This is a genomic window from Gilliamella sp. CG16 (assembly GCF_046635785.1).
Classification (GTDB): Bacteria; Pseudomonadota; Gammaproteobacteria; order Enterobacterales; family Orbaceae; genus Gilliamella; species Gilliamella apicola_I.
This window is the reverse complement of record NZ_JBIDFL010000002.1, coordinates 108,138-131,030: the sequence shown is the minus strand read 5'-3', so window position 1 is coordinate 131,030 and position 22,893 is coordinate 108,138. Positions and strand designations below refer to the sequence as shown.

The 22,893-nt window shown below is 33.2% G+C and carries 18 protein-coding genes; 15 read left to right on the top strand and 3 right to left on the bottom strand.

Going from position 1 to position 22,893, the window contains the following annotated elements; all coding sequences use genetic code 11:
* Nucleotides 1–30 precede the first annotated feature (30 nt).
* Complete coding sequence (locus tag ACGH47_RS03045; RefSeq protein ID WP_411622694.1) at nt 31–1,386, bottom strand: APC family permease; 1,356 nt, start codon at nt 1,384–1,386, stop codon at nt 31–33.
* Between the two features lie 107 nt (nt 1,387–1,493).
* Nucleotides 1,494–1,913, bottom strand: coding sequence for an OsmC family protein (locus ACGH47_RS03040; RefSeq protein WP_411622692.1), 420 nt, complete (start codon nt 1,911–1,913; stop codon nt 1,494–1,496).
* Nucleotides 1,914–2,174: 261 nt separating this feature from the next.
* On the opposite strand from ACGH47_RS03040, the gene ACGH47_RS03035 reads away from it, so the two are divergent.
* From ACGH47_RS03035 to ACGH47_RS02975, 13 genes are all read left to right on the top strand, one after another.
* A complete protein-coding gene (locus ACGH47_RS03035; RefSeq protein ID WP_267351273.1) occupies nt 2,175–2,981 on the top strand; it encodes a sulfite exporter TauE/SafE family protein in 807 nt (268 codons plus the stop codon).
* Between the two features lie 150 nt (nt 2,982–3,131).
* Nucleotides 3,132–3,479: an HIT domain-containing protein gene (locus tag ACGH47_RS03030; protein WP_267361157.1), complete on the top strand. Its 348-nt coding sequence runs from the start codon at nt 3,132–3,134 to the stop codon at nt 3,477–3,479.
* A gap of 6 nt (nt 3,480–3,485) precedes the next feature.
* Entirely contained in the window at nt 3,486–4,109 is a 624-nt protein-coding gene (locus ACGH47_RS03025) for a hypothetical protein (protein WP_411622691.1), read from the top strand.
* Nucleotides 4,109–5,155: a beta-N-acetylhexosaminidase gene (gene nagZ / locus ACGH47_RS03020; protein ID WP_411622690.1), complete on the top strand. Its 1,047-nt coding sequence runs from the start codon at nt 4,109–4,111 to the stop codon at nt 5,153–5,155. The genes ACGH47_RS03025 and nagZ overlap by 1 nt, the downstream gene beginning before the upstream one ends.
* A complete protein-coding gene (locus ACGH47_RS03015; RefSeq protein WP_411622689.1) occupies nt 5,136–6,377 on the top strand; it encodes a sigma 54-interacting transcriptional regulator in 1,242 nt (413 codons plus the stop codon). Before nagZ ends, ACGH47_RS03015 begins: the two co-directional genes overlap by 20 nt.
* A 101-nt stretch (nt 6,378–6,478) precedes the next feature.
* Nucleotides 6,479–7,594, top strand: a complete 1,116-nt coding sequence (locus ACGH47_RS03010) for a glycosyltransferase family 9 protein (RefSeq protein WP_411622688.1) — start codon at nt 6,479–6,481, stop codon at nt 7,592–7,594.
* 866 nt (nt 7,595–8,460) lie between these two features.
* Nucleotides 8,461–9,654 carry a glycosyltransferase family 9 protein gene (locus tag ACGH47_RS03005; protein WP_267351280.1) on the top strand — a complete coding sequence of 398 codons (1,194 nt, stop codon included), beginning with the start codon at nt 8,461–8,463 and terminating at the stop codon, nt 9,652–9,654.
* A 250-nt stretch (nt 9,655–9,904) separates the two neighbouring features.
* The gene (locus ACGH47_RS03000) at nt 9,905–11,116 is read left to right on the top strand and encodes a glycosyltransferase family 9 protein (RefSeq protein WP_267351281.1); all 1,212 of its coding nucleotides are present in this window, start codon (nt 9,905–9,907) and stop codon (nt 11,114–11,116) included.
* A 20-nt stretch (nt 11,117–11,136) separates the two neighbouring features.
* Nucleotides 11,137–12,615 carry a D-glycero-beta-D-manno-heptose-7-phosphate kinase gene (gene rfaE1, locus ACGH47_RS02995; protein WP_267351283.1) on the top strand — a complete coding sequence of 493 codons (1,479 nt, stop codon included), beginning with the start codon at nt 11,137–11,139 and terminating at the stop codon, nt 12,613–12,615.
* Nucleotides 12,616–12,811: 196 nt separating this feature from the next.
* Entirely contained in the window at nt 12,812–14,548 is a 1,737-nt protein-coding gene (msbA, locus tag ACGH47_RS02990; RefSeq protein WP_267361167.1) for a lipid A export permease/ATP-binding protein MsbA, read from the top strand.
* A 28-nt stretch (nt 14,549–14,576) separates the two neighbouring features.
* Nucleotides 14,577–16,346 (top strand): lipid A ABC transporter ATP-binding protein/permease MsbA, encoded by a 1,770-nt coding sequence (gene msbA, locus ACGH47_RS02985; protein ID WP_411622687.1) that lies wholly within the window; start codon nt 14,577–14,579, stop codon nt 16,344–16,346.
* A 151-nt stretch (nt 16,347–16,497) separates the two neighbouring features.
* Nucleotides 16,498–17,445 carry a glycosyltransferase family 8 protein gene (locus ACGH47_RS02980; RefSeq protein ID WP_411604036.1) on the top strand — a complete coding sequence of 316 codons (948 nt, stop codon included), beginning with the start codon at nt 16,498–16,500 and terminating at the stop codon, nt 17,443–17,445.
* Nucleotides 17,446–17,456: 11 nt separating this feature from the next.
* Nucleotides 17,457–18,386, top strand: coding sequence for a sugar glycosyltransferase (locus ACGH47_RS02975; protein ID WP_411622685.1), 930 nt, complete (start codon nt 17,457–17,459; stop codon nt 18,384–18,386).
* A gap of 60 nt (nt 18,387–18,446) precedes the next feature.
* Here ACGH47_RS02975 and ACGH47_RS02970 read toward each other — a convergent pair whose 3' ends face one another.
* On the bottom strand, nt 18,447–19,454 hold the full coding sequence (locus ACGH47_RS02970; protein ID WP_267351291.1) for a glycosyltransferase family 9 protein: 1,008 nt from the start codon (nt 19,452–19,454) through the stop codon (nt 18,447–18,449).
* A 284-nt stretch (nt 19,455–19,738) separates the two neighbouring features.
* Here ACGH47_RS02970 and rfaD point away from each other — a divergent pair, with 284 nt between their 5' ends.
* Both rfaD and ACGH47_RS02960 read left to right on the top strand, forming a co-directional pair.
* On the top strand, nt 19,739–20,665 hold the full coding sequence (rfaD, locus tag ACGH47_RS02965) for an ADP-glyceromanno-heptose 6-epimerase (protein WP_267351293.1): 927 nt from the start codon (nt 19,739–19,741) through the stop codon (nt 20,663–20,665).
* 318 nt (nt 20,666–20,983) lie between these two features.
* A complete protein-coding gene (locus ACGH47_RS02960; protein WP_267351295.1) occupies nt 20,984–22,888 on the top strand; it encodes an ATP-dependent DNA helicase in 1,905 nt (634 codons plus the stop codon).
* Nucleotides 22,889–22,893: the final 5 nt, after the last annotated feature.

Genomic DNA, 22,893 nt, shown 5'->3' with positions numbered 1-22,893 from the left:
CATCGTTGATATAAATTAAAGTTGATTAGGTTATATATTCGCTTTAGTGAATGCCGTTAATTGGCATTTTCCTTGATTAAAAATCAAAACAACAATGCCTATCGTTAACCATATAATCCCCACTATTTTGGCTTGATTATCAATATGCAGTAATACCGGTATTAAGACCAAGATACCGATAATAGGCAAACATATATCAAATATAAAAGAAGAAATCCCATAGTTGAAATTCTGTTTTTTAAACTTGAAATAGCCGATCACTGAAAGATGTAACATAATAAATGCAGTGAGTGCACCAACATCAACAAATGAAATTAAAGTTGGCAATCCTTTTGGACTGATTGCGGCAATCGCTGCCAAGCCTAAATTAAAAATTGCTGCAAATAAAATTGCGATAGTAGGTACACCGCTTTGCTTACCGACCTTTGCAAACATTGCAGGTAAGCGTTTATCTCGACCCATACTAAATAGTAAACGGCTTGAAGCAGCTTGTCCGACCATGGCAGCAAATGATGCACCTATTGCTTTCATTAAACCTAATGCCCATCCAAGCCATAGACTTATCTCTTGGTTAACAATATTGTAAAAGGCTTTTCCTTGTAATTCTGTATGCGTTTGCAGATATTCGGGAGAGTAGGGACTGAGTAAAGAACCGACATAAATTTGAATAACAAACAGTAACCCTGCTATGAATAAACAAGTTAGGATAGCTTGACTGACTAAATTGCGTTCACCACGATTTTCTTCAGAAAAAGTTGCGATGGCGTCAAAACCTAAATACGATAATACGGCAATGGATACCGCTGTAAATAATTTTTCCCAAGTAAATAATTGTCCCCCTGTAAATGGGCTTAACCAGTCTCGTTCAATATCACTTGTTAATAATACCCAAATTCCTACAGTTAAAATCGCTAATAAAATTAAGACTTCCAGAATTAATATAACTAAAGTGATATTAATCGATTTTTTAATCCCTATTAAATTCAGTGCTGTTGTCACAATAACCGCTAAACCCGTCCATAGCCAAACAGGAATATCAGGCATGAGGGCATTAAGGGATATTCCACTAAATAAATAAGCTACAGCTGGAATAAACAAATAATCAAGCAATAATAACCAACCGACTAAAAAACCAGCATGAGGATGAATTCCCGCTGAGCAGTAAGCATACACCGATCCAGCATGGGGTAACGCATTTGCCATTCTGGCATAAGAATATGCCGTAAACCCCATAACTAATGTCGCTACTATATACACTAACGCAGTGGCGCCATCACTCGTTGCATCTAATACCCCAAATAATCCAACTGGGGCTGCGGGTCCAATAAAAAGCAATCCAAGAATGACCAGATCTCGAAATCGCATACTCTTTGTTAACTGCGGCATAACCATTCTCATATAAAATCAAAGCCTACATTCAATATGTTAATGGATGAATGGTTATACAGCTAAGATCAACTTGTTATTTATATATAACTTTTCGATCTATACGATTAATGGTGCTCTCTTATTTCATAGGTGTAACTCATTTTTGCTGTTTTACCTAACATAATTGAGGCACTACAATATTTTCCAGATGCAAGTTTTATGGCTTTATCGACGGCTTCGTTGTCAATATTCTTACCTGTGACGACAATATGAAAGTTAATTGTGGTGTAAACTTTAGGGGAAGAATCAGCTTGAGTTTTATCGATATCAATCCACAGATCCCGTATATCTTTTTTAGCTGTTTTTAAAATAGCGACAATATCATAAGCCATGCAACCAGCAGCACCATGCAGTAATAGTTCCATTGGACGAGCACCTCGATTGCGACCGCCGTGTTCAATGCCACCATCCATGATTAAGGCATGACCGCTTGCTGTTTCGCCCATAAAACAAAATTCATCAACCCATTTTAATCGATCTTTCATGATGTACTCCTTACCATTTTAATTTTTAGAAATTTATTTTATTCATTGATTTTCTATTAAAATAAGCGATTTTTTGTCATCTGTCACTATTTGATCATGACCAAATACATTGTCATGTTAAACTTAGGTGGTCTGTCAAATATTAATCCTGTAAAACCGTACAATTTCGATGTATAACCAAATGATTATTTGAAATATTATTTAAAATCTGAATTTATGATCTCGATTTTAATGTTAGCTACTAAAACAAAAGGATGCTTTATGATACTAGAATTTATTCTGTTTCTTTGCATTGGGGCGGCAGCAGGTCTGTTAGCCGGCATGTTTGGTATCGGTGGGGGCGCTTTGATTGTGCCAGCGCTAATTTTTACACTCAACCACTTTACCGTTAATAGTGTTTGGACAAACCATATCGCTATAGCCACATCTTTAGCAACAATCATTGGGACGAGTTTGTCTTCAAGCTGGATGCATAATAAAAACCACAATATCGAGTGGTCTATTTTAAAAAGAATGGTTTTAGGTTGTATTATTGGTACTATCGGAGGATCCTACATTACGCCTTTGATACCGGGTGTTTGGTTAAAATGGATTTTTGTCATTTTCATGATTTATGTTGGTAGTCAATTTGTTTTTAAAACCCGTCAAGTTGCGCACAATCACGCTACTGAAGTGGTAAAGTTGAATACTAGTATTTATATCGCAATGGGCGGTGTTATTGGTCTTTTTGCCGCTTTAGTTGGCGTAGGTGGAGGCGTATTAGTCGTGCCTTTTCTAAAAAAATGCGGTATTGGTATGCGTAAAGCAATCGGCACATCAGCGGCTTTTACGCTACCAGTTGCCATAGCTGGCACGATAGGTTACATCATTTCTGGTTGGCATGTCATGCCTTTACCAAAATATTGCGTTGGTTTTGTTTATGTTCCTGCTGTATTAGCCATTATGCTAGCTAGTATTCCTATGGCAAAAGTGGGCGTATTAATTGCACAAAGAATTTCAGTGGATAAACTGATTAAGTTGTTTGGGATGTTCTTACTGGTATTAGCATTAAAATTAATGATTTCTTAGCGTTATACTCTGTTTTTTTGAAATGGTAAACAATTTAGTTTAGATTTTTTGTTTCTGTAAATTGTAACGTTATCTATACACTTTTATAATAAAAATATGTTATGCTTTCTCTAATTTAACTTTTATCGGGTTTTATATAAGGAAAATATAATGGCAGAAGAAACTATTTTTAGTAAAATTATCCGACATGAAATTCCTGCAGATATCGTATTTCAAGATGATAAAGTGACCGCTTTTCGAGATATCTCACCGCAAGCCCCCACTCACATTTTAATCATTCCAAACAAACTTATTCCAACTGTTAATCATGTGACTGAACAAGATGAACAGTTACTTGGACATATGATGATTGTGGCCGCTAACATTGCTAAACAAGAAGGAATTGATGAAAGTGGTTATCGATTAATCATGAATTGTAATAAAGATGCGGGACAAGAAGTCTTTCATATTCATATGCATTTATTAGGTGGAAAAAATTTGGGGCGATTAATAGGTTAATTTAATATGAAAAAAATTATAAGGTTATTAGCATTTATTGCATTTGTCAGTTTATTGGTCGGGTGTCATCTTCTTGATTCTAAAAAAACAGTCGATACTCCTCCAATTGATAATTCACCAATAGGCATTATTGAAACTCCACCGCAAATTGTTAAAAAAACAGATTGGCGAAGTATTTTATCGCCATTTATTACTAAAATACTACAATCCTCATCAATCCCTGAAGGCAATAGAGTATTATTAATCAGTGATATACAAAATCGCACAGGTGAATTTGTCGCAAATAATCAAATTGATGAAGCGCTACACCAGTTAATGAGTAAGCAACCCATTTTTTCAGTTGTTAATAAGCAATCAATTAATCAAGCTAAACAAGCAATCGGTATTGGTTCAGATGATAAATTTGTGTCTCGAGGAAAAATGATTGGGTTAGCTAAATCAATAAATGCGCAATATGTATTGTTTACCACACTTTATCAATTACCTAATGATGATAATGGCACAGATGCTGATCTTTCAATAGAATTACTTTCTACCCAAAATGGCGAAATTTTAGAGAGAGTAGCTTCAAAAGATTTTGCTCAGCCAAAGACGCAAACTGATAATAATCAAACTGAGGCAAATGAGTAATGGGACCGCTATTAATTGATTTTGAGGGGACGACCTTAACCAAAGAAGATCAAACGCTATTACAAAATCCTTTAGTTGCGGGCGTCATTTTATTTAGCCGTAATTTTCAGAATGTAGAACAATTATCACAATTAATAAAAGAGATTCGTTCAGTATCCCCAGAACGATTATTAATTTCAGTGGATCATGAAGGGGGACGAGTTCAGCGTTTTAGACAAGGTTTTACATTAATTCCCCCTGCACAATCGTATGCGTTGCTGAATGATATTGAACAAGCAAAATCCTTAGCTTTTGATGCCGGTTGGTTGTTAGCAATGGAACTAATTGCCTTTGATATTGATTTGAGTTATGCGCCCGTATTGGATTTAGGTCATGAATGTTTGGCTATCGGCTCACGTTCGTTTCATCAAGATGTCGATATCGCATACCAAATTGCATCAGCAATGATTGATGGTATGCATAGTGCTGGAATGAAAACAACTGGTAAACATTTTCCGGGGCATGGTCATGTTATTGCTGATTCTCATAAAGAAACGCCAGTTGATCATCGCAATCAATCATTAATTGAACATGATATGCAGATATTTTCCAGATTAATTGCTGATAAAAAACTTGATGCAATTATGCCTGCGCATGTTATCTATCCAGCGTTTGATGATAAACCAGCGAGCGGTTCAAGCTATTGGCTTAAAACAGTGCTTCGTCAACAATTACATTTTGGTGGTGTCATTTTCTCGGATGATTTATCGATGGAAGGTGCATCTGTCATGGGAAATTATGCTGAGCGAGCAAAAAATGCATTAGCAGCAGGTTGTGATCTGTTGTTAGCGTGTAATAACCGTCAAGGAACTTTTGCGATTTTAGAACAATTGGAAAGTTTAGATAAACAACACTCCCTTAGATCAACCAAAGCGCAATCGCTGTTAACAAAAAACAAAATTAGCTATGACGATTTAATCAAAACAGCTGATTGGCAAAATCGATATAATAATTTGATGAAACTAAACGAAAAATGGGCGGATTATAATGCAAATAGCCATCCTTGAAATTGATCATAATAAACGACTGATAGCATATAATGACAAGGCTAAAGCGTTACTTTCATCGACTTTGTTAACGTTACAACAACCTTTTGACTTTCAGGCAATATTTCATCTGGATAAGACGCAAAGTGTTGATGAGCTAAATGATACTATTATTGTACTTAATGCACAGTATTATCTGTTGCAAAAAGTTAATGAAACATCAAAAACTATTTTTATCATCCAACCTATAGAATATCTTAAAAAAAGATTATCCAAAATTCATGTTGTGGCAAGTCAGGCTTTTGACATTTTTGCGACCCAAAGTAATGCCATGCAAAAATTAATTGCCCAAGCTAAAGCGTTTTCGATGCAACGTGAACCGTTATTAATCTCGGGAGAAACAGGTACTGGTAAAGATCTGCTTGCTTATGCCTGTCATCAATACAGTCCTCGAGGGGAGCAAACTTTTCTAGCGTTAAATTGTGCTGCAATGCCAGATGAAGTGGTTGAAAGCGAACTTTACGGTCATGCTGCAGGGGCTTACCCAGGGGTAATAGAAAGTAAAAAAGGTTTTTTTGAACAGGCTAATGGCGGATCGGTTCTACTTGATGGTATTGATGAAATGTCTTTTCAAATGCAGACCAAGTTATTACGTTTCATTAATGATGGCTATTTTCGTCGGGTTGGCGATGATAACGAGGTGTATGTTGATGTACGTATTATTTGTGCCACAAAAGTTGATTTAGCCGATTTAGTCGAACAAGGAAAATTTAGAAAAGATCTCTATTATCGGCTCAATGTGCTTTCATTACATCTTCCTTCATTACGTGAACGCAAAGAAGACATTGCTCCGCTAACCATGATGTTTGTCAATGAATTTGCCGATAAACAAGGCATACCTGCTCCTTATGTCGATAATGAAGTTTTTGACTATTTAGCCCGCTACTCATGGCCAGGGAATGTAAGACAACTAAAAAATATTCTGTATTGCGCTCTATCTCAGTTGACATCAACTAAATTGACCGTCAATGATATTGAGTTACCAGTGCAAACTTCATCAAGAATATCTAGCATTGATAATATCGAAAATAAGACATTAGATGAAATGACCAAACAGTTTGAAAAAGAGATTTTATTACAGTTATACGATAAATATCCAAGTTCCCGTAAACTGGCGAAACGGTTAGGCGTATCACATACGGCAATCGCCAATAAATTACGGGATTATGGTATGAATCGATGATTAATTTTGAAAAAAATCCAATTGAAAAATAACGATTGATTTGTTTTATAAGACAAAATTGTTGAACTATTTATTATGGAAAACTGACGAGACAATAAAGAATGATTGAATGCTTCAAACGCCTTAATCGATATAGAAATTTTCTAATTAAAAAGATTAAGAATAATTTTAAAACAAATCAATTTAACAAACGAAAATTAAATCAAACCGTTTTTGATGCTGAAAAATATCACTCATTATTAATAGTCATGTGCGATTTTGGTATTGGTGATGCAATCGTTGCTTCTTTTCTTATTAATGAATTAAGACAGAAAAATTATCAAGTGAATGTTGTTGTGGATGAACGGTTAAGCTTTTTATTTAATGGTTTTATTGAAGTCGACAATGCTTACTTTTTTAATAAAAAAGAGATAAAAAAATTTTGCAAAACCGAAAAAAATATCAAGATAGATCTTGCCATTGATCTTTATGATGAAGGTGATAATAGTCTTAGAAGAGTTGAACTTATCTCATCTTTTGACCCGACGCATACCATAGGGTTTAATCAATCTAAATTCTTACAATATGATACTTCAATTGACTTCAACGAGGTGAACGCTCATATCACTAAACGAAGCTGTATGATTCTAGATCTTCTGAAAATTAGTTATAATTGTGTTCAATATCATCTTAATATCTATCATGATGAATTATTAGCAGCTAAAAAGTTTATCGACGATGTGTGTAATGGATCGGATAAATTTATTATTGTTTTTAATCCGTTTGGATCGTCTGAAGCGAAAAGTTTTTCGCATGAACAAATAAAACGAATTAACGCTTTTTTATCACAACAAAAAAATTGTACTACCATTATTGTTGGGGAACAGAAGCAAATTTGTGCTATTGATGAATTACCGAATATTCATCTCAATAGAAATCCATCTTTTATTGTGGCATCAGCGCTTGTTTCGCTATGTCATTTAGTCATCAGTGTGGATACATCAGTTGTGCATGTTGCATCAACTTTTAATAAACCAATGATAGCCGTTTATAATAATCGTTTTAATGCTGGTTTTAATCTGAATAAAGTTTGGGCACCTATCGGCACGAACGCTAAACTTTTATTTACACAACAAAACAAGATTACAAAGGCAGGTGATCCGATTGCTGAATTAGATATCCAATTGATTATCGAACAGATTAAAGAAACATTAAAAAGTTTCAGACCTTTGGTGTAATTTAAGCGTAGGATAATTTACGCTATCGATAATCGTTTAAATTTAGGTCATGTTGGTTGAAATTGTTAAGTAAATGAATCAATTTTTATACAAACGAACTTCAAAAATCAATATTTACCAACTTTCATTCCCAATTCAGTGACTAATAGTATAAACTTACCGCCATCCAATATTGAGTTTGGAATTATTAGTTAACTTTTTTATAAAAATAATGTTGACCAGTTATCAATTATTAAATATAACACTGTAATAAAATTTAAGTATTAAGAGTCAATAAAATCGTTGTGTCGTGAAATAATCTAAAAATCTTTAGTAGAGTGTGATTTCTATAGATTGGCATAAAAAAATACAGAATGTTGAATTAAGAATTATAATTGAAATAAGGCATTTTGTTTTAAATAATTGGCTATAAACTAAATAACATTAGAAAATTCCAAGTTTGGTTGTGCTTTGAAGACTGATTTTGGTGTTTAATCATGACTGATGTTATTTGACATATGATTGATAAGCTCATTTTAAACGTTATATTATAATGTTAAACGATACAGTATAGAAAAAATGGGATCAGCTTTGTGATAAATGGCACTTGTATGATCAGTATCCCTTTTTTGCGTGATTAAAATATATCAAACCTTTAACTAAAATATTAGCTAATTTTACCAAACGAATAATTGAATGTTTCAACCCAATTGCAAAATAGTACGTAATATAGTGATTAGAAAGTTAGAAAAGCAGTAAATTGTCAATGCTTTTAACGTTCTAATGTAAGCATGTAATGTAGCAACCCATTTAATTGATAGCGTTTATTAAATTACGAATTGTAATGGCTGGAAAAATTCAAATTAATACATGGGGTAATATTAATTATGAGTTATCTTAAAGAGTTACAGAGAAAAGTTAATAAATATAAAACAAAATACAAAGTTAATGATAAGAAAATTGCGCTTAAATTAATTTGGTGGAACATTGTTCAAATAATTAGTTTAAAAACCAGTAAAGATAAAATATCTAAGAAAAATCTAAATAAAATAGCCCTAATTTTATCAGGGGGTATTGGTGATATTTTAATTGGTTTTAATTACGCTTGTTATTTACGAGAATATTTAAAGCCTAACAACATTATTATCGATATTTTTGTTAATAATGCTGGTATGGTGAAATCTTTAGATGGTGGGGCTGAATTTAATATTTTTCCCGTTTTAGAGCCAATAAATGATAAATATCTGTTGAAAATAGGATTAGTTAGATACCCACAAATTTTAGAAAATAATCTCATTTATTCAAAGCATTCCAAAAATAAAAAATTGCTTAAACTTATTGACGTTTACAAAGATTTTTACAAGAAAAATACCCGTTTTTTTGATTACTTACCTTTTATGGACGGCATGACTAATCAGTTTTCGCTTATCAATGGACATAAAAGAATACAACAACCTGATATAGCTAATTTATTAAATATTAGTCGTAATTTTAAGTATACCCCTAAAATATTTCACGAAAACCGAATATTAAACAATTTAAGGCTCAAGCCAGGTAAATATATCACTATCAACAGGGGCGTTGATAATCAAGGTAATGTGATTGAGTCCACTAAACTGTGGAGCTTACACAATTATAATGCTTTAGTGAATCTTATTAAAATCAATTATCCAAATTATAAAATTGTTCAATTAGGCGCATCAACCGATCGATGTCAACTGATTGATAATGTTGATATAAACTTGGTTGGCGAAACATCATTAGACGCCCTTAAAGTATTACTTAAGCATTCTGTACTACATATTGATAGTGAAGGGGGAATGGTACATTTAAGAAAGGCTTTAAATGGAGGGGTATCTGTCGTGATTTTTGGGCCTACCTCTGCCGATTTTTATGGATATGCTGACAATATTAATATTGCTTCTAAAGCTTGCCCATTTAGTTGCGAATGGTTAAATGAAACATGGGCAAAAACTTGCATCAATAGTCTCAACAACCATATCTGCATGAAATCTATAGATACAAATTTTGTTTTTGAACAAGTCAAAAAATTTTTAAAGCATGATGAAAGTATAAATTAATTATTATCAATAGTCGCTTTATTGGAAAGGTCAAAGACTAAACTAGCATAGTTAAATAACACGATTGTTTACTCAAGTTATAAATATAATTACTTATTTATTCAGTTTTTTTGCTATAAAAATAATTTTAATTATTAGAAATTTTTCTAAAAATTTTCCTTTATTTTAGGGTATAATACCCCGCCCAAAAGCTAGGTTAATGTAAATATATTTTAATATTGAAACTATATGAGTAAATAAGAAATCAATTATGAACTATTTTGATAAATTACAGCAAAAAGTTAACAAATATAAATCACTTTATTCCAATAAGTATAAAAAAGCTGCAATCAAATTGTTGTGGTGGAATTTGTGTAAACTTTTTGACTTTAAATCAAACAAGCAAAAATTTGATCCGATTACTAATGAACCCTATGAAATTGAATATCGCTTAGATCGTTTATCTTTTTTCATTACAGGGGGAATCGGTGATATCTTAATTAATCTTAATTACTGTAGTTATCTTTTGGATTATTTGAAAGATGAAATTAAAACTATCGATATTTTCGTAAAGAATACCAAATTAGTTAAAGAATTGATTGGGGAATCAGTTTTTAATATCTATCATAAAGATGAGTGGAATCAAGATCGAGTAGCTTACTTACTTGATTTTAAAATAGATCGTTTTCCACTAATAGTTAAAAATAATTTAGTTTTACTCCCGTCAAATGTAAATTTGAAATTAAAAAAATTGGTTAAATTGTATGAAGAATTTTATCGAATAAATGGTAAAATTGTGTACGATCCACCTAAAATTGACTCATTAAGTATTCAGTATTCTATAATCAATAATCAAAATAGATTGCAACAACCAGATATTTATGGTTTTTTAAATATTGATCGCAATAATTATAAATTTTTACCAGCACTATCTGATGATGAAAAAGTTTTAAAAGATCTAAAATTAGCCGATACAAAGTTTATTACGCTTAATCGTGGGGTGGATGGGACAAATCCTCAAAGTGAATCCACAAAATTATATCCGCTTGAATACTATGATGAATTAGTCAGGCTGATAAAAACAGCGTTTCCAGAATACAAAATTGTTCAATTAGGTGTATCGACAGATAGATGTCAGTTAATTAAAGGTACGGATTTAAACTTAGTTGGAAAAACGACGTTAAATCAGTTGAAAGCTATTTTGAAAAATTCCATGTTACATATTGACGGAGAAGGTGGAATGGTTCATTTAAGAAAGTCTTTAGAAGGTGGTGTTTCAGTCGTGATTTTTGGTCCGACCTCTGCAGACTTTTATGGTTATTCAGATAATGTCAATATTTCTTCCAGTGCGTGTCCTTTAACATGCGAATGGATAAATAATAAATGGGCATCATATTGTATCAATAAAAACAACAATCATATCTGTATGAAAAGTATCAAACCAAATTCGATTTTCGAAGAAATTAAAAAAATATTGAAATAGCACAAACTGGAAATATTTATATGAATCAATTTTATTCTTACCTTGATAGATTTAGAAATACTAAAGTAACGGTCATTGGGGATATTATGTTGGATCGTTTTTTGTATGGAACGGTAGAGCGGATTTCTCCTGAAGCACCCGTACCCATTTTCAGATTGGATCATGAAGAGGTGATGTTAGGTGGTGCAGGTAATGTGGCGGCAAATTTAGCGTCTCTTGGCTGTAAACCTACTTTTTTAGGATTTGTTGGTTTAGACACAAACGGTAAGCTTGTTACTTCACTTTTAAAAAATGCAGGAAGCCATAGTCATCTTTATCGATTAAAAAATCATCCAACTATTATCAAAACACGATTCATCGCTAATCATAATCATTTACTTCGTGCTGATGCTGAAAAGCTACTTCCGTTTGTACCTGAATTACTCCCTAAATTTTCTAAGTTAGTCAAGCAAGCCATTAAGATGACCGATATTGTTTTGTTATCGGATTACAATAAAGGTATTTTTAATCAAGAAACCACTCAGATGATTATTAATCTTTGTAATAAGTTTAATATTCCAGTTATTGTTGATCCAAAAGGTAATGATTATTCTAAGTATCGTGGTGCGACATTAATTAAGCCAAATATCAAAGAATTTTTTGATGCAACAGGTATTAAACTCAATCCTGATAGTCCACAATTTGATGATGAATTGAAACAAGGTGCTGATATTTTCTTAAAACAATATGGTATTAAAAATATTATTGTGACCTTAAGTGAATATGGAATGGCTTATATTTCATGTGAAAATAAAAATTTCATTGTCAAAATACCAACAGAAGCTAAAGAAGTTTTCGATGTTTCTGGTGCGGGAGATACCTCTTTAGCCACATTAGGTATTGCTTTAGGTGCAAAAGCTCCAATTGCCGAAGCGATGCAATTAGCCAATATTGCATCAGGAATTGTGGTTGGAAAATTAGGCACAGCCACTGTTTCTTTTAATGAGTTAAAAGCAAAATTAACGACAAAAAAATGTGAAATTAAGTGTACTCGAACAAATAAAATTATCAGTTTATCCGATGCTAAGCCAATTATTGATGAATTAAAAAAACAAGGTAAAAAAATTGGATTTACAAATGGCTGTTTTGATTTGTTACATTTAGGGCATTTAAGTTCTTTGCAACAAGCTAAAAATGTTTGTGATATTCTCATTGTGGGAGTGAACTCAGACGATTCGATAAAAAAATATAAAGGTGCTGATAGACCTATTCAAGATCAAAACACTCGAGCCACGTTACTGGCTTCACTCGAATTTGTTGATTATGTCATCGTATTTAGTGAAGATAATGCGTGCCATATTGTGGAAGAACTTCGACCTGATGTGATTGCGAAAGAAGGCTACACCATTGATAATTGGCCTGAAGCGCAAAAAGTAGTCAGTTATGGTGGCGAGGCCATTATTCTTGAACGTATAGAAGGTTATTCAACCTCTCAGTTAGTCGCTAAATGTAAAAAATAATCGACGATTGGGTGATCTAAATGCATATCGAGCAGATATGCATTTTTTTTGATGCGAAGATTCTATTCTATTTTAAATGAACGAAGTTTTATTGTAGGAATAATTAACTAAGACTCTTTTAAGCATTTATTAAACTAACGAGACATCGTTATTTGTAGTATAATACCTATTATTTTGATAATTTTTAATTAACTTTATGTCGGACAAATATACCTCTTGGAAAACACTTAGACTGCTTTGGCCTTTTGTTGCACCATACAAAAAAGCATTAATTGCGGCCGTGTTTGGATTGCTATTAAATGCCGCTACTGATGCTACGCTAATTTCTCTTACAAAACCGTTATTGGATCATGGTTTAATGGGAAAAAATTATTCGTTATTGATGATCATTGCTGGTTCGATCATTGGTTTAATACTGTTAAGAGGATTGTCAAACTACGCATCGACCTACTGTCTATCGTGGTTGTCGGGCAAAGTTGTCACCAAATTTAGGCAGTTAATCTTCAATCATCTTGTTAAAAGCCCCGTTAGCTTCCATGATAAGAGTTCTGTGGGTGACCTTGTGTCAGTTATCACATTCAATACACAACTCTTATCCAAAGCTTCATCTGATGCATTAATTATCTTGGTTCGAGAAATTACCTACGCCATTGGACTTTGTTGTGTCATGTTTTATGGTAGTTGGAAATTAGCATTAGTGCTATTTATCATTGTTCCTTTAATCATTTTTATCGCACAATTTATTGCCAAAAAATTTAGAGAAACCATTAAATCGATGCAAAAAGGGATGGGTGAAATTACCACCGCTGCCGATGAAATGTTAAACGGTCATAAAGAGGTATTAATATTTAATGCCAAGGATTACGAAAAACGTAATTTTAGCCAGATAACGGATACTGTGCGACGTGGCGTATTAAAAATTGAATTTGTTTCAAGATTGTCAACACCAATCATCCAGTTGATTGCAACTTTAGGTTTAGGTGGCATCTTGTATCTGGTTGCCAGTGAAAGTTTGGATATCACGCCTGGATCTTTTACCGTGGTATTTTCTGCTATGGTTGCGGTTATGCGCCCACTACGTGAATTAACCAGTTTACATGTTGAATTACAAAAAGGTGCGGTAGCTTGTGAATCATTATTTGGGATCTTAAATTCACCATTAGAAGAAGATGAAGGTAAAATTGAGAAAGATAAAGTTAATGGTAATATAGAATTTAGACATGTTACCTATACTTATCCTACTCGAAATACACCCTCACTCAATGATATCAGTTTTACGATAAAAGCGGGGCAAACGGTTGCATTAGTTGGACGGTCTGGAGCCGGTAAATCCACCATAGCCAGTTTAATTCCTCGTTTTTATGATGTAACAAACGGCGAAATTCTGTTAGATTCGATTAATATAAAAGATTACACGTTAAAATCGTTACGAAGCCAGATTGGATATGTATCGCAACGCGTGCATTTATTCAATGGAACAATAGCCGATAATATTGCTTATGGAGAGAAAGGAAAACATTCTCAAGAAGCCATTATGCACGCTGCAAAATTAGCAAATGCTTTAGAGTTTATTGACAAATTAGAACAAGGTATTAATACTGAAATTGGTGATAACGGCGTATTGCTATCAGGAGGACAGCGACAACGGATTGCAATTGCCAGAGTTCTGTTACGTAATAACCCGATTTTAATTTTAGATGAAGCGACTTCAGCATTAGATAATGAATCCGAACGATTGGTACAGGAAGCGATTGAAATTTTGCAAAAAAATCGTACATCTATCATTATTGCTCATCGATTATCAACCATTGAAAAAGCCGATCGAATTTTAGTTATTGATGAGGGAAAAATCGTTGAAGATGGCGATCATGAATCACTTTTAGCGCTGAATGGTATTTATTCTCAAATGCATAAAATGCAATTTAATGCGTAATATCATTAATTTATTTATGAAGAACAATATGACTAAAAAACATCAACAAGAAAAGCATGATCTCGATAAAGATTCATCAACATGGCAAACGTTTTTGAAACTGTGGCCATATATTATTGAGCATAAACTCATTTTATTTGTCTCTGTATTATTACTTTTCTTAAGTGCATTTGCCGATACATCACTCATTGCAATATTAAAACCCCTTTTAGATAGAGGGTTTAGTGATGGTGATAAAAGTTTTTTACTTATGGCTCCCCTCTATATTTTTGGGTTGGTTTTATTACGAGGTATAGCTAACTACGGCTATTCGGTTTCGTTAGCATTTATCTCTGGAAAAATTGTCATGCGGATTAGACAAAGGTTATTTAACCATTTTGTCGATGTGCCGGTTAGTTATTACGATCAAAATTCGAATGGTCGATTATTGTCTCGTATAACTTACGATACCGATCAGGTAGCCTCGTCATCATCCGATGCTTTAATTATCATTATTCGTGAATCAGCGTTTATTTGTGGATTATTTTATACGATGTTTTATAACAGTTGGCAATTATCATTGTCACTGATCATCATTACTCCCATTGTTATTGGTTTAATTACGTTTATTTCTGTGAAATTCCGACGATTAGCTAAAAACATGCAAAATTCAATGGGTAATGTCACCATGTCTGTTGAACAAATGTTAAAAGGACATCGTGAGATCATCGTATTTGGTGCACAAGACGAAGAGTCGAACAATTTTGTTAAAATAAGTAATAAGTTTCGTCGTGACGGTATGAGACTTGTCTCTATTTCAGCGCTCTCTACCCCAATTGTTCAGTTAGTTATTTCATTTGCAATTGCTTTTGTCTTATTAACGGCAAGTAATCCAGATTTAAATATCACAGCGGGTGAGTTTACGGTTGTTTTTTCTTCCTTAGTTGCGCTTATGCAACCTATTAAAAGTTTGACCAGTGTGAATGCGAGTTTTCAAAAAGGTATGGCGGCATGTCAAACACTCTTTTCCATTTTGGAGCAACCTGTCGAAAAAGACATGGGTAAACTTAACATTGAGCGTGTAAAAGGGGATATCGAATTTAAGCATGTTAGTTTTGGGTATGAAACCCGACAACAACTTGCGATCCAAGATATTAGCTTTACTGTTTCGGCAGGAAAAACCGTGGCTTTTGTTGGGCGTTCGGGTTCAGGGAAAACGACGATCACAAATTTACTGACACGTTTTTATGATATTTCTGAAGGTGAAATATTGATTGACGGACATAACATTCAAGACTTAACTCTATTTTGTTTAAGAAACCAAATTGGATTAGTTTCGCAAAATGTTTTTCTGTTTAATGATACCATTGCCAATAATATTGCATATGGTCGACTTGATCAGTATTCACAAGCTGAAATAGAAGCAGCCGCTAAAAAGGCTTTCGCTTATGATTTTATTATGAATTTTGAAAAAGGCTTTGACACCAAAGTTGGCGAAAGTGGCGTATTATTATCAGGTGGTCAACGCCAGCGGATCGCTATTGCAAGAGCATTATTGCGTGATAACCCTATTTTAATCTTAGATGAAGCGACTTCTGCATTAGATACGGAATCTGAACGTGCCATTCAAAAAGCGTTAGATGAATTACAAAAAGGCCGAACATCTTTAGTGATTGCACATCGACTCTCAACGATTGAAAATGCCGATGAGATTCTAGTCATTGATGATGGACATATTATCGAGCAAGGTAATCACGCAGCTTTATTAGAGAAAAAAGGAATATACTTTAATTTATATACAGGTAAACAATTCCAATAAATTAAGTGAACGCAAACTATAATCAAAAGCTGTATTAGTCAAACCGGAAAAGTCGCTACTATTGGATTTTTGAGGGTAAAAAGAATAATTGCAAGATATTTAATTTAAAAATATTATTTGTAGTAAATGGTGCATCATGGAAATAATTTAGATGAATAAACATAATACGATTAACATCGCTTTTTGCTCAGATAAAAATTACTTAAAATATGTAGCGATAGCTATTCAATCAATCTATTTTAACAATTTGAATAATGCGTTAAAATTTCATGTTTTTCTTTATGATGTCGAACAAGACGATATTGATCAATTGAGTCGTTTAAGCTCAGATATTATCGTCTATCCTATACCTAAAGCATGTTTGGACAAATATGATAACGAACATGCGATAAAGCATCTTAATCGTTCCATGTTTATTCGACTACTTGTCCCGCGGTTATTAAATGGAAAAGTGGATAAATTAATCTATTTAGATGCTGACATCCTTTGTTTCAAAGATATATCTGCAATAAATAATATCGACATCGATAATGTCGTGTGTGCGGCCGGTATTGATTCATTAAATAATGAAAACGTTTCTAAAAATATTCAACGATTAAACTTGTCGACTACACATTATTTTAATTCAGGTTTTTTATACATTAATGTAAAAAATTGGAATGATTTTAACACCGAAGATAAAGTAAATACGCTTTTATTATCGCATAAAGGTCAGTTGCGTTATCCTGATCAAGATGCGCTTAACATGGTATTACAAAATGATGTGTTAATCGTTGATCCTAGTTGGAACTACTTATTCACATGGATTAACGAAAAAAATAAAGATAAGTTTTTTGAAACTGAAAAAAATTTACCTTACTTTATTCATTTTACGGGAGCGAGAAAACCTTGGTACCATGAGCATGTGGGTGCTGCCCAGAATTGGTATCTTTTTTATAAACATTTTACGCCATGGCGAGATAGTTGTTTAGACAGCTATCAAGATAAAATGAGACCAACTGATTGCCGTGTCTATGCAAAAAAATTCTTTAAAAGTGGTCATGTATTAAAAGCCTTAAAATATGCATTTATGTATATTAAACTTAAAAACAAAAAATAAAGTTAATCAAAATGAAATTAAGTGATGAATTGTTTAAAGTAATCTATCGACTAACGCACTCTAAGCGTTATAAACATAACCGTAAACGTTGGCCTCATGTCAAAATCTCTCGTGGGGATTGTGGGCAAATAGTCGATTTTGCTTATAAAGGGATCTCGATTCCTATCATCGATCTTAAGTCATTAAAACATGCCTTTACCGGTCAATTAGTCATGGTTGCTTCTGGGCCATCCATTAATCAAATAACGTTTAAACACTCTCCTTCGGTATTAACTTTAGGGGTAAATGGCTCATATTGTCTAAAGGACAAGATAAACTTTAATTTTTACGTTATCACGGATATTCACTTTTTTTCTCAACGACCTGAGATTGTAGAACAAATTATTGCTAACCCAGATCTTCTCTTATTTTTGCAAGTTGATGGTTTAGTGAAAATCATAAACCTTTTCGGTAACCAATCCATCTGTTGTAAAGTAGCGTTAATTGAAGATGCGTTCAAACTGACTTATCAACCGATCCAAACATTGTCTGAAATTGAAAAAGATCCTACCCGAAATAAAAGTATTTACTTCTATCATGATGATCATCGGGAATATGAGCCGTTAGCCTTTGAGACAAATATTGTCAATGGCGTATTTCCGGCTAAAACTGTTGTTTATTGGGCGCTTCAAATAGCCGTTTACTTAGGTTTTAACCAACTTTTTTTAGCTGGTGTTGATTTAAATAATTTCCATTTACCTCGATTTTATGAAACACCAGACAATATCACCTATTCACAATTAGCATCTGATTTTGAAAAAAATATTCTCCCTGCTTTTGAGCACGCAAGTTCTGTCATGAAAGTGTTAAAAGTAGAGGTTAAAAATATGTCTTTAGATAGTGCTCTTGATACGGATATTTTCGAAAAACAGGCTTATAACGATGTTTTTAATTCATTATAACTGAGTAAGCTTACGCTATATAAACTTCATGACAATAATATTTTTTAAGTGAAATCTGATTTAAAGATTTATTGTCAGCTGATCTATATAGTGCTTTAAGTTCATTATATCTAAATTTTGGGCTGAGTTTTCGGGTGCAATGATCTGTATTGCATTTTCATAATTAGGTTTATACACATCGTTATTTTTATATCGGGGATCAAAAGTATCAATCTCAGAACTATAAACACTAATTAAAGGTTTATTATAAGCATTGGCAAGATGTACAATAGAGGTATCAACCGAAATAACAAAATCACAATGTTTAATTAACGACGCAGCATGAAAAAAATGATTGAGTGGATTAATTACTATATTTGGTGATGGATGTAATTTACTGATTTTATCTGGCAAACCAACGACAATGGTTACTATATTGGGGTAACTAGACATAAGATCTATAATATCTTGTGCCTGTTTGCTTGAAAAACTTCGGCGATCTGAGGATGCATAAGGATTAAAAATACAGATCTTTTTAGATGGATAATTAGATAAAAGACCTTCAACTTGTAAATCATATTCATCGGAATAATGAAGATCATATTTGTAATCATTTTCGCTTGTTTGTATATTAATTCTATTTAAAATATACCTAAATCTTTGACTAAAATGTGCACTAAAATCCGTATAGGTGATGATTGAGTCATATACACGGTAACAATTGGGATAGTTAAAGCCAATAGTATGTTTAGGTTTTATTTTCTTGATGATCTTAAAAATCCAATTGGAATAACTGGTTCTATTGTTTGGATCAATAAATAGATCGCATTCTAAAGATTTTAAAACACGAATCTGTGATTTGGTTAATGGTCTGTCAAGACAAATAACTTGACTGACATAAGGATTAGATTCAAATAAAAAAGCATTGGATTTTTTTGTCAGCACTGTCACTTCAAAACCGTGAGTGGCGAGAATTTTAGGCAGTCCTGATATGATAACAGCATCGCCAAGTCCATTTTTACATGCTTGAATGGTGACTTTATCTATTTTTGATAAATCTAATTGAGACCGTTTCAGCTTAAAGGACAAAATAAAAAGTTTTACATTTTTGAATAAATAATTTCGTTTTCTGTTTAATTTGCTAATTGTATTGATAATTTTTTTAAGCATCGGCTAGGTCTAATTGTTTTGTCTTGATTTTTTTATTGTACCAAAATTTGTATCAGTAAAACATAACCATTAATAAGATAAAATGTTTTTCAAATTATGAAAAACAAATAAAGAATATTTAAATCTGATTGAATAAGAACACTCGAAAATAACGATATTATACAATATAATATCTTTATTCATTAATTAAAAAGGTAATTATTATGATTGTTGTGACCGGTGGAGCAGGATTTATTGGTAGTAATATTGTAAGAGGTCTAAATAAAAAAGGATTTAAAGATATCCTTGTTGTTGATGACTTAAAAGATGGGACAAAATTTTCAAATCTTGTTGATCTCGATATTGCTGACTATATGGATAAAGATGATTTTATTGTCGCCATTTTATCCAACGAAAATTTAAATATCGATGTCATTTTTCATCAAGGTGCATGTTCCTCAACGACTGAGTGGGATGGCAAATTTATGATGGAAAACAATTATCAATATTCTAAAGATCTACTACACTACTGTTTAGAATTTGATATACCATTTTTATATGCTTCTTCTGCTGCAACTTATGGTGGTCGTAGCGACAACTTTATCGAAGATAGAGCTTATGAAAAACCGTTGAATGTATATGGGTATTCAAAATTTTTATTTGATCAATACGTAAGACAAGTATTACCAACGGCTAAATCACAAGTATGTGGTTTTCGCTATTTTAATGTTTATGGGCCTCGTGAAACACACAAAGGTAGTATGGCAAGCGTTGCATATCATCTTAATGAACAGCTTCACAAAGGCGAAAAACTTAAATTATTCGCCGGAAGTGATACTTTCAAACGTGATTTTATTTATGTGGAAGATGTGGTTGATGTCAATTTATGGTTTTGGGAAAATAAAGTATCAGGCATTTATAACTGTGGAACTGGTAAAGCTGAATCATTCCAAACAGTAGCTGATGCGGTACTTAACTATCATAAAAAAGGTGAAATTGAGTATATACCGTTCCCGGAACATTTAGAAGGACGTTATCAACGTTTTACCCAAGCTGATTTAACCAAATTTAGAAATTCAGGTTGTCCGATTCAATTCAAATCGGTGACCGAAGGTACTACCGAATACATGAAATGGTTAAATAACCAATAAAGTTTACGTTTTTTGGGCAATAGCATTTTTAATCATATTAACAACATCGTCCCTTAATAAACCGTTTTATCGTCATATCATTAAGGGGCGGGTTGATTAAGTAATTTTCCTCAAGTTTTTAATAATATCTAGTGCTGGCTGTAAATAATTGGTATAGTATATTGGTTATTTAAGTTACGGGTTGTTCAATTCCAATACAATCAATTCATCCCTTTTTTATGAAAATACTATGTTTTCTTTATATTGAATTATTCCTTAAATAAACTTTCTAGCGTTTACATATAAACTAAATTATCTTTTTAAATTAGGTGCATTTAAGTGATTGATGATTTTTCTGAAAATGGTTTGCTTGCTCAAACTATTCAAGGCTTTGTGGCAAGAGAGCCACAACGACATATGGCAAGTAAAGTTTCTGAATCAATTAAAAAACAAAAATCATTGGTTGTTGAGGCGGGAACGGGTACCGGAAAAACATTTGCTTATTTAGTTCCTGCGCTACGGAGCGATAAAAAAGTTATCATCTCAACCGGTTCGAAAAATCTTCAAGAGCAGTTATTTAGTAAAGACCTGCCCATTATCAAAAAAGCATTAGACTACACCGGTAAAATTTCGTTATTGAAAGGACGAGCAAATTATCTTTGCTTGGAACGATTATATCATCAATACGCGGCAGCCGGTGACCTTGATAAAGGATTACGGGTTGATTTAGCTCGCGTTAAAAATTGGTCAATCAAAACTAAAGATGGTGATATTAGTAAATGTACGACGGTAACAGAAGACAATGCGATATGGCCTATATTAACCAGCACTAATGATAGTTGTTTAGGTAGTGATTGTGAACATTACAACGATTGTTATGTGGTTAAAGCGCGTAAAAGAGCCATGAACGCTGATATTGTCGTTGTGAATCATCATCTATTTTTAGCCGATGTTGTTGTGAAAGATACCGGTTTTGGGGAATTAATCCCTAAAGCGGAAGTAATGATCTTTGATGAAGCACATCAATTACCCGATCTTGCTTGTCACTATTTTGGGCAACAACTAACCAGTCGACAGCTTTTTGATTTAGCTAAAGAGATTAATCTTACCTATCGAACTGAAGTTAAAGATATGTCACAGTTGCAGCAGTGTGCCGATAAATTGCAAAAATGCACACAAGATTTACGTCTTGTGATTAATCAACAAGCACCTAAAGGAAATCTGCGGTTTTTATTCAATCAAGAACCAGTCAAAAAAGAGATAGCTTACCTTTTTGATACGTTGAATTTTTGTCATGAGGTTTTATTATTAGCGGTCGGACGATCATCAACTTTAGATAATTGTTTTGAGCGTGTTAATCAATATAAAACATTGCTTAATAGATTGACTGAAACCCATGTGACTGGTTTTAGTTATTGGTATGAAAGCACTCATCATCATTTTGTCTTTGCTTTAACGCCATTATCTGTCTCGGATAAATTTACGGAATTACTAACAGAACGCAAAGGGAGCTGGATATTTACGTCAGCAACCTTGTCTGTAAATAATCAACTTGACTATTTTACCCAGCGTTTAGGGTTAACAAATGCGGATTCGTTAATATTAGAAAGTCCGTTTGATTATTTGCACCAAACGATAATGTGCGTTCCTCGTTATATGCCTTCACCCAATGAACATGGCATTGCAGAAAAATTGGTAGAGCTACTGTTACCAGTGATTGAGGCGAATAATGGGCGATGTTTTTTTCTGTGTACATCCTATGCGATGATGAATGCGTTAGCCAAGCAGTTTCGGGAACTGACAGCGTTACCAGTATTAGTTCAAGGTGAAACCAGTAAAGTTAAACTTCTAGAACAATTTATTAATAGTGGCAATGCGCTGTTGATTGCAACCAGTAGTTTTTGGGAAGGAATTGATGTTAGAGGGGATACGCTTTCTTGTGTTATTATAGATAAATTACCTTTTACATCACCGGATGATCCCTTGATTAAAGCTCGCATGGAAGATTGCCAATTACAAGGTGGCGATGCTTTTAATGATGTGCAATTACCCGAAGCAGTGATCACGCTAAAACAAGGGGTAGGGCGATTGATTCGTCATCATGATGATCGAGGGGCAATCATTATTTGTGATAATCGTTTAGTCATGAGACCTTATGGCGCAATATTTCTTAATAGCTTGCCACCGTCGCCACGAACACGTGATCTGAACAAAGTTATTGATTTTTTGCTTGCCAAACACTAGCTTTT

What these genes read in the sequence shown, in the direction of transcription:
- ACGH47_RS03045 (WP_411622694.1), bottom strand. Translation starts at nt 1,386, where the DNA reads ATGCCGCAGTTAACAAAGAGTATGCGATTTCGAGATCTGGTCATTCTT.
- ACGH47_RS03040 (WP_411622692.1), bottom strand. Translation starts at nt 1,913, where the DNA reads ATGAAAGATCGATTAAAATGGGTTGATGAATTTTGTTTTATGGGCGAA.
- ACGH47_RS03035 (WP_267351273.1), top strand. Translation starts at nt 2,175, where the DNA reads ATGATACTAGAATTTATTCTGTTTCTTTGCATTGGGGCGGCAGCAGGT.
- ACGH47_RS03030 (WP_267361157.1), top strand. Translation starts at nt 3,132, where the DNA reads ATGGCAGAAGAAACTATTTTTAGTAAAATTATCCGACATGAAATTCCT.
- ACGH47_RS03025 (WP_411622691.1), top strand. Translation starts at nt 3,486, where the DNA reads ATGAAAAAAATTATAAGGTTATTAGCATTTATTGCATTTGTCAGTTTA.
- nagZ (WP_411622690.1), top strand. Translation starts at nt 4,109, where the DNA reads ATGGGACCGCTATTAATTGATTTTGAGGGGACGACCTTAACCAAAGAA.
- ACGH47_RS03015 (WP_411622689.1), top strand. Translation starts at nt 5,136, where the DNA reads ATGCAAATAGCCATCCTTGAAATTGATCATAATAAACGACTGATAGCA.
- ACGH47_RS03010 (WP_411622688.1), top strand. Translation starts at nt 6,479, where the DNA reads ATGATTGAATGCTTCAAACGCCTTAATCGATATAGAAATTTTCTAATT.
- ACGH47_RS03005 (WP_267351280.1), top strand. Translation starts at nt 8,461, where the DNA reads ATGAGTTATCTTAAAGAGTTACAGAGAAAAGTTAATAAATATAAAACA.
- ACGH47_RS03000 (WP_267351281.1), top strand. Translation starts at nt 9,905, where the DNA reads ATGAACTATTTTGATAAATTACAGCAAAAAGTTAACAAATATAAATCA.
- rfaE1 (WP_267351283.1), top strand. Translation starts at nt 11,137, where the DNA reads ATGAATCAATTTTATTCTTACCTTGATAGATTTAGAAATACTAAAGTA.
- msbA (WP_267361167.1), top strand. Translation starts at nt 12,812, where the DNA reads ATGTCGGACAAATATACCTCTTGGAAAACACTTAGACTGCTTTGGCCT.
- msbA (WP_411622687.1), top strand. Translation starts at nt 14,577, where the DNA reads ATGACTAAAAAACATCAACAAGAAAAGCATGATCTCGATAAAGATTCA.
- ACGH47_RS02980 (WP_411604036.1), top strand. Translation starts at nt 16,498, where the DNA reads ATGAATAAACATAATACGATTAACATCGCTTTTTGCTCAGATAAAAAT.
- ACGH47_RS02975 (WP_411622685.1), top strand. Translation starts at nt 17,457, where the DNA reads ATGAAATTAAGTGATGAATTGTTTAAAGTAATCTATCGACTAACGCAC.
- rfaD (WP_267351293.1), top strand. Translation starts at nt 19,739, where the DNA reads ATGATTGTTGTGACCGGTGGAGCAGGATTTATTGGTAGTAATATTGTA.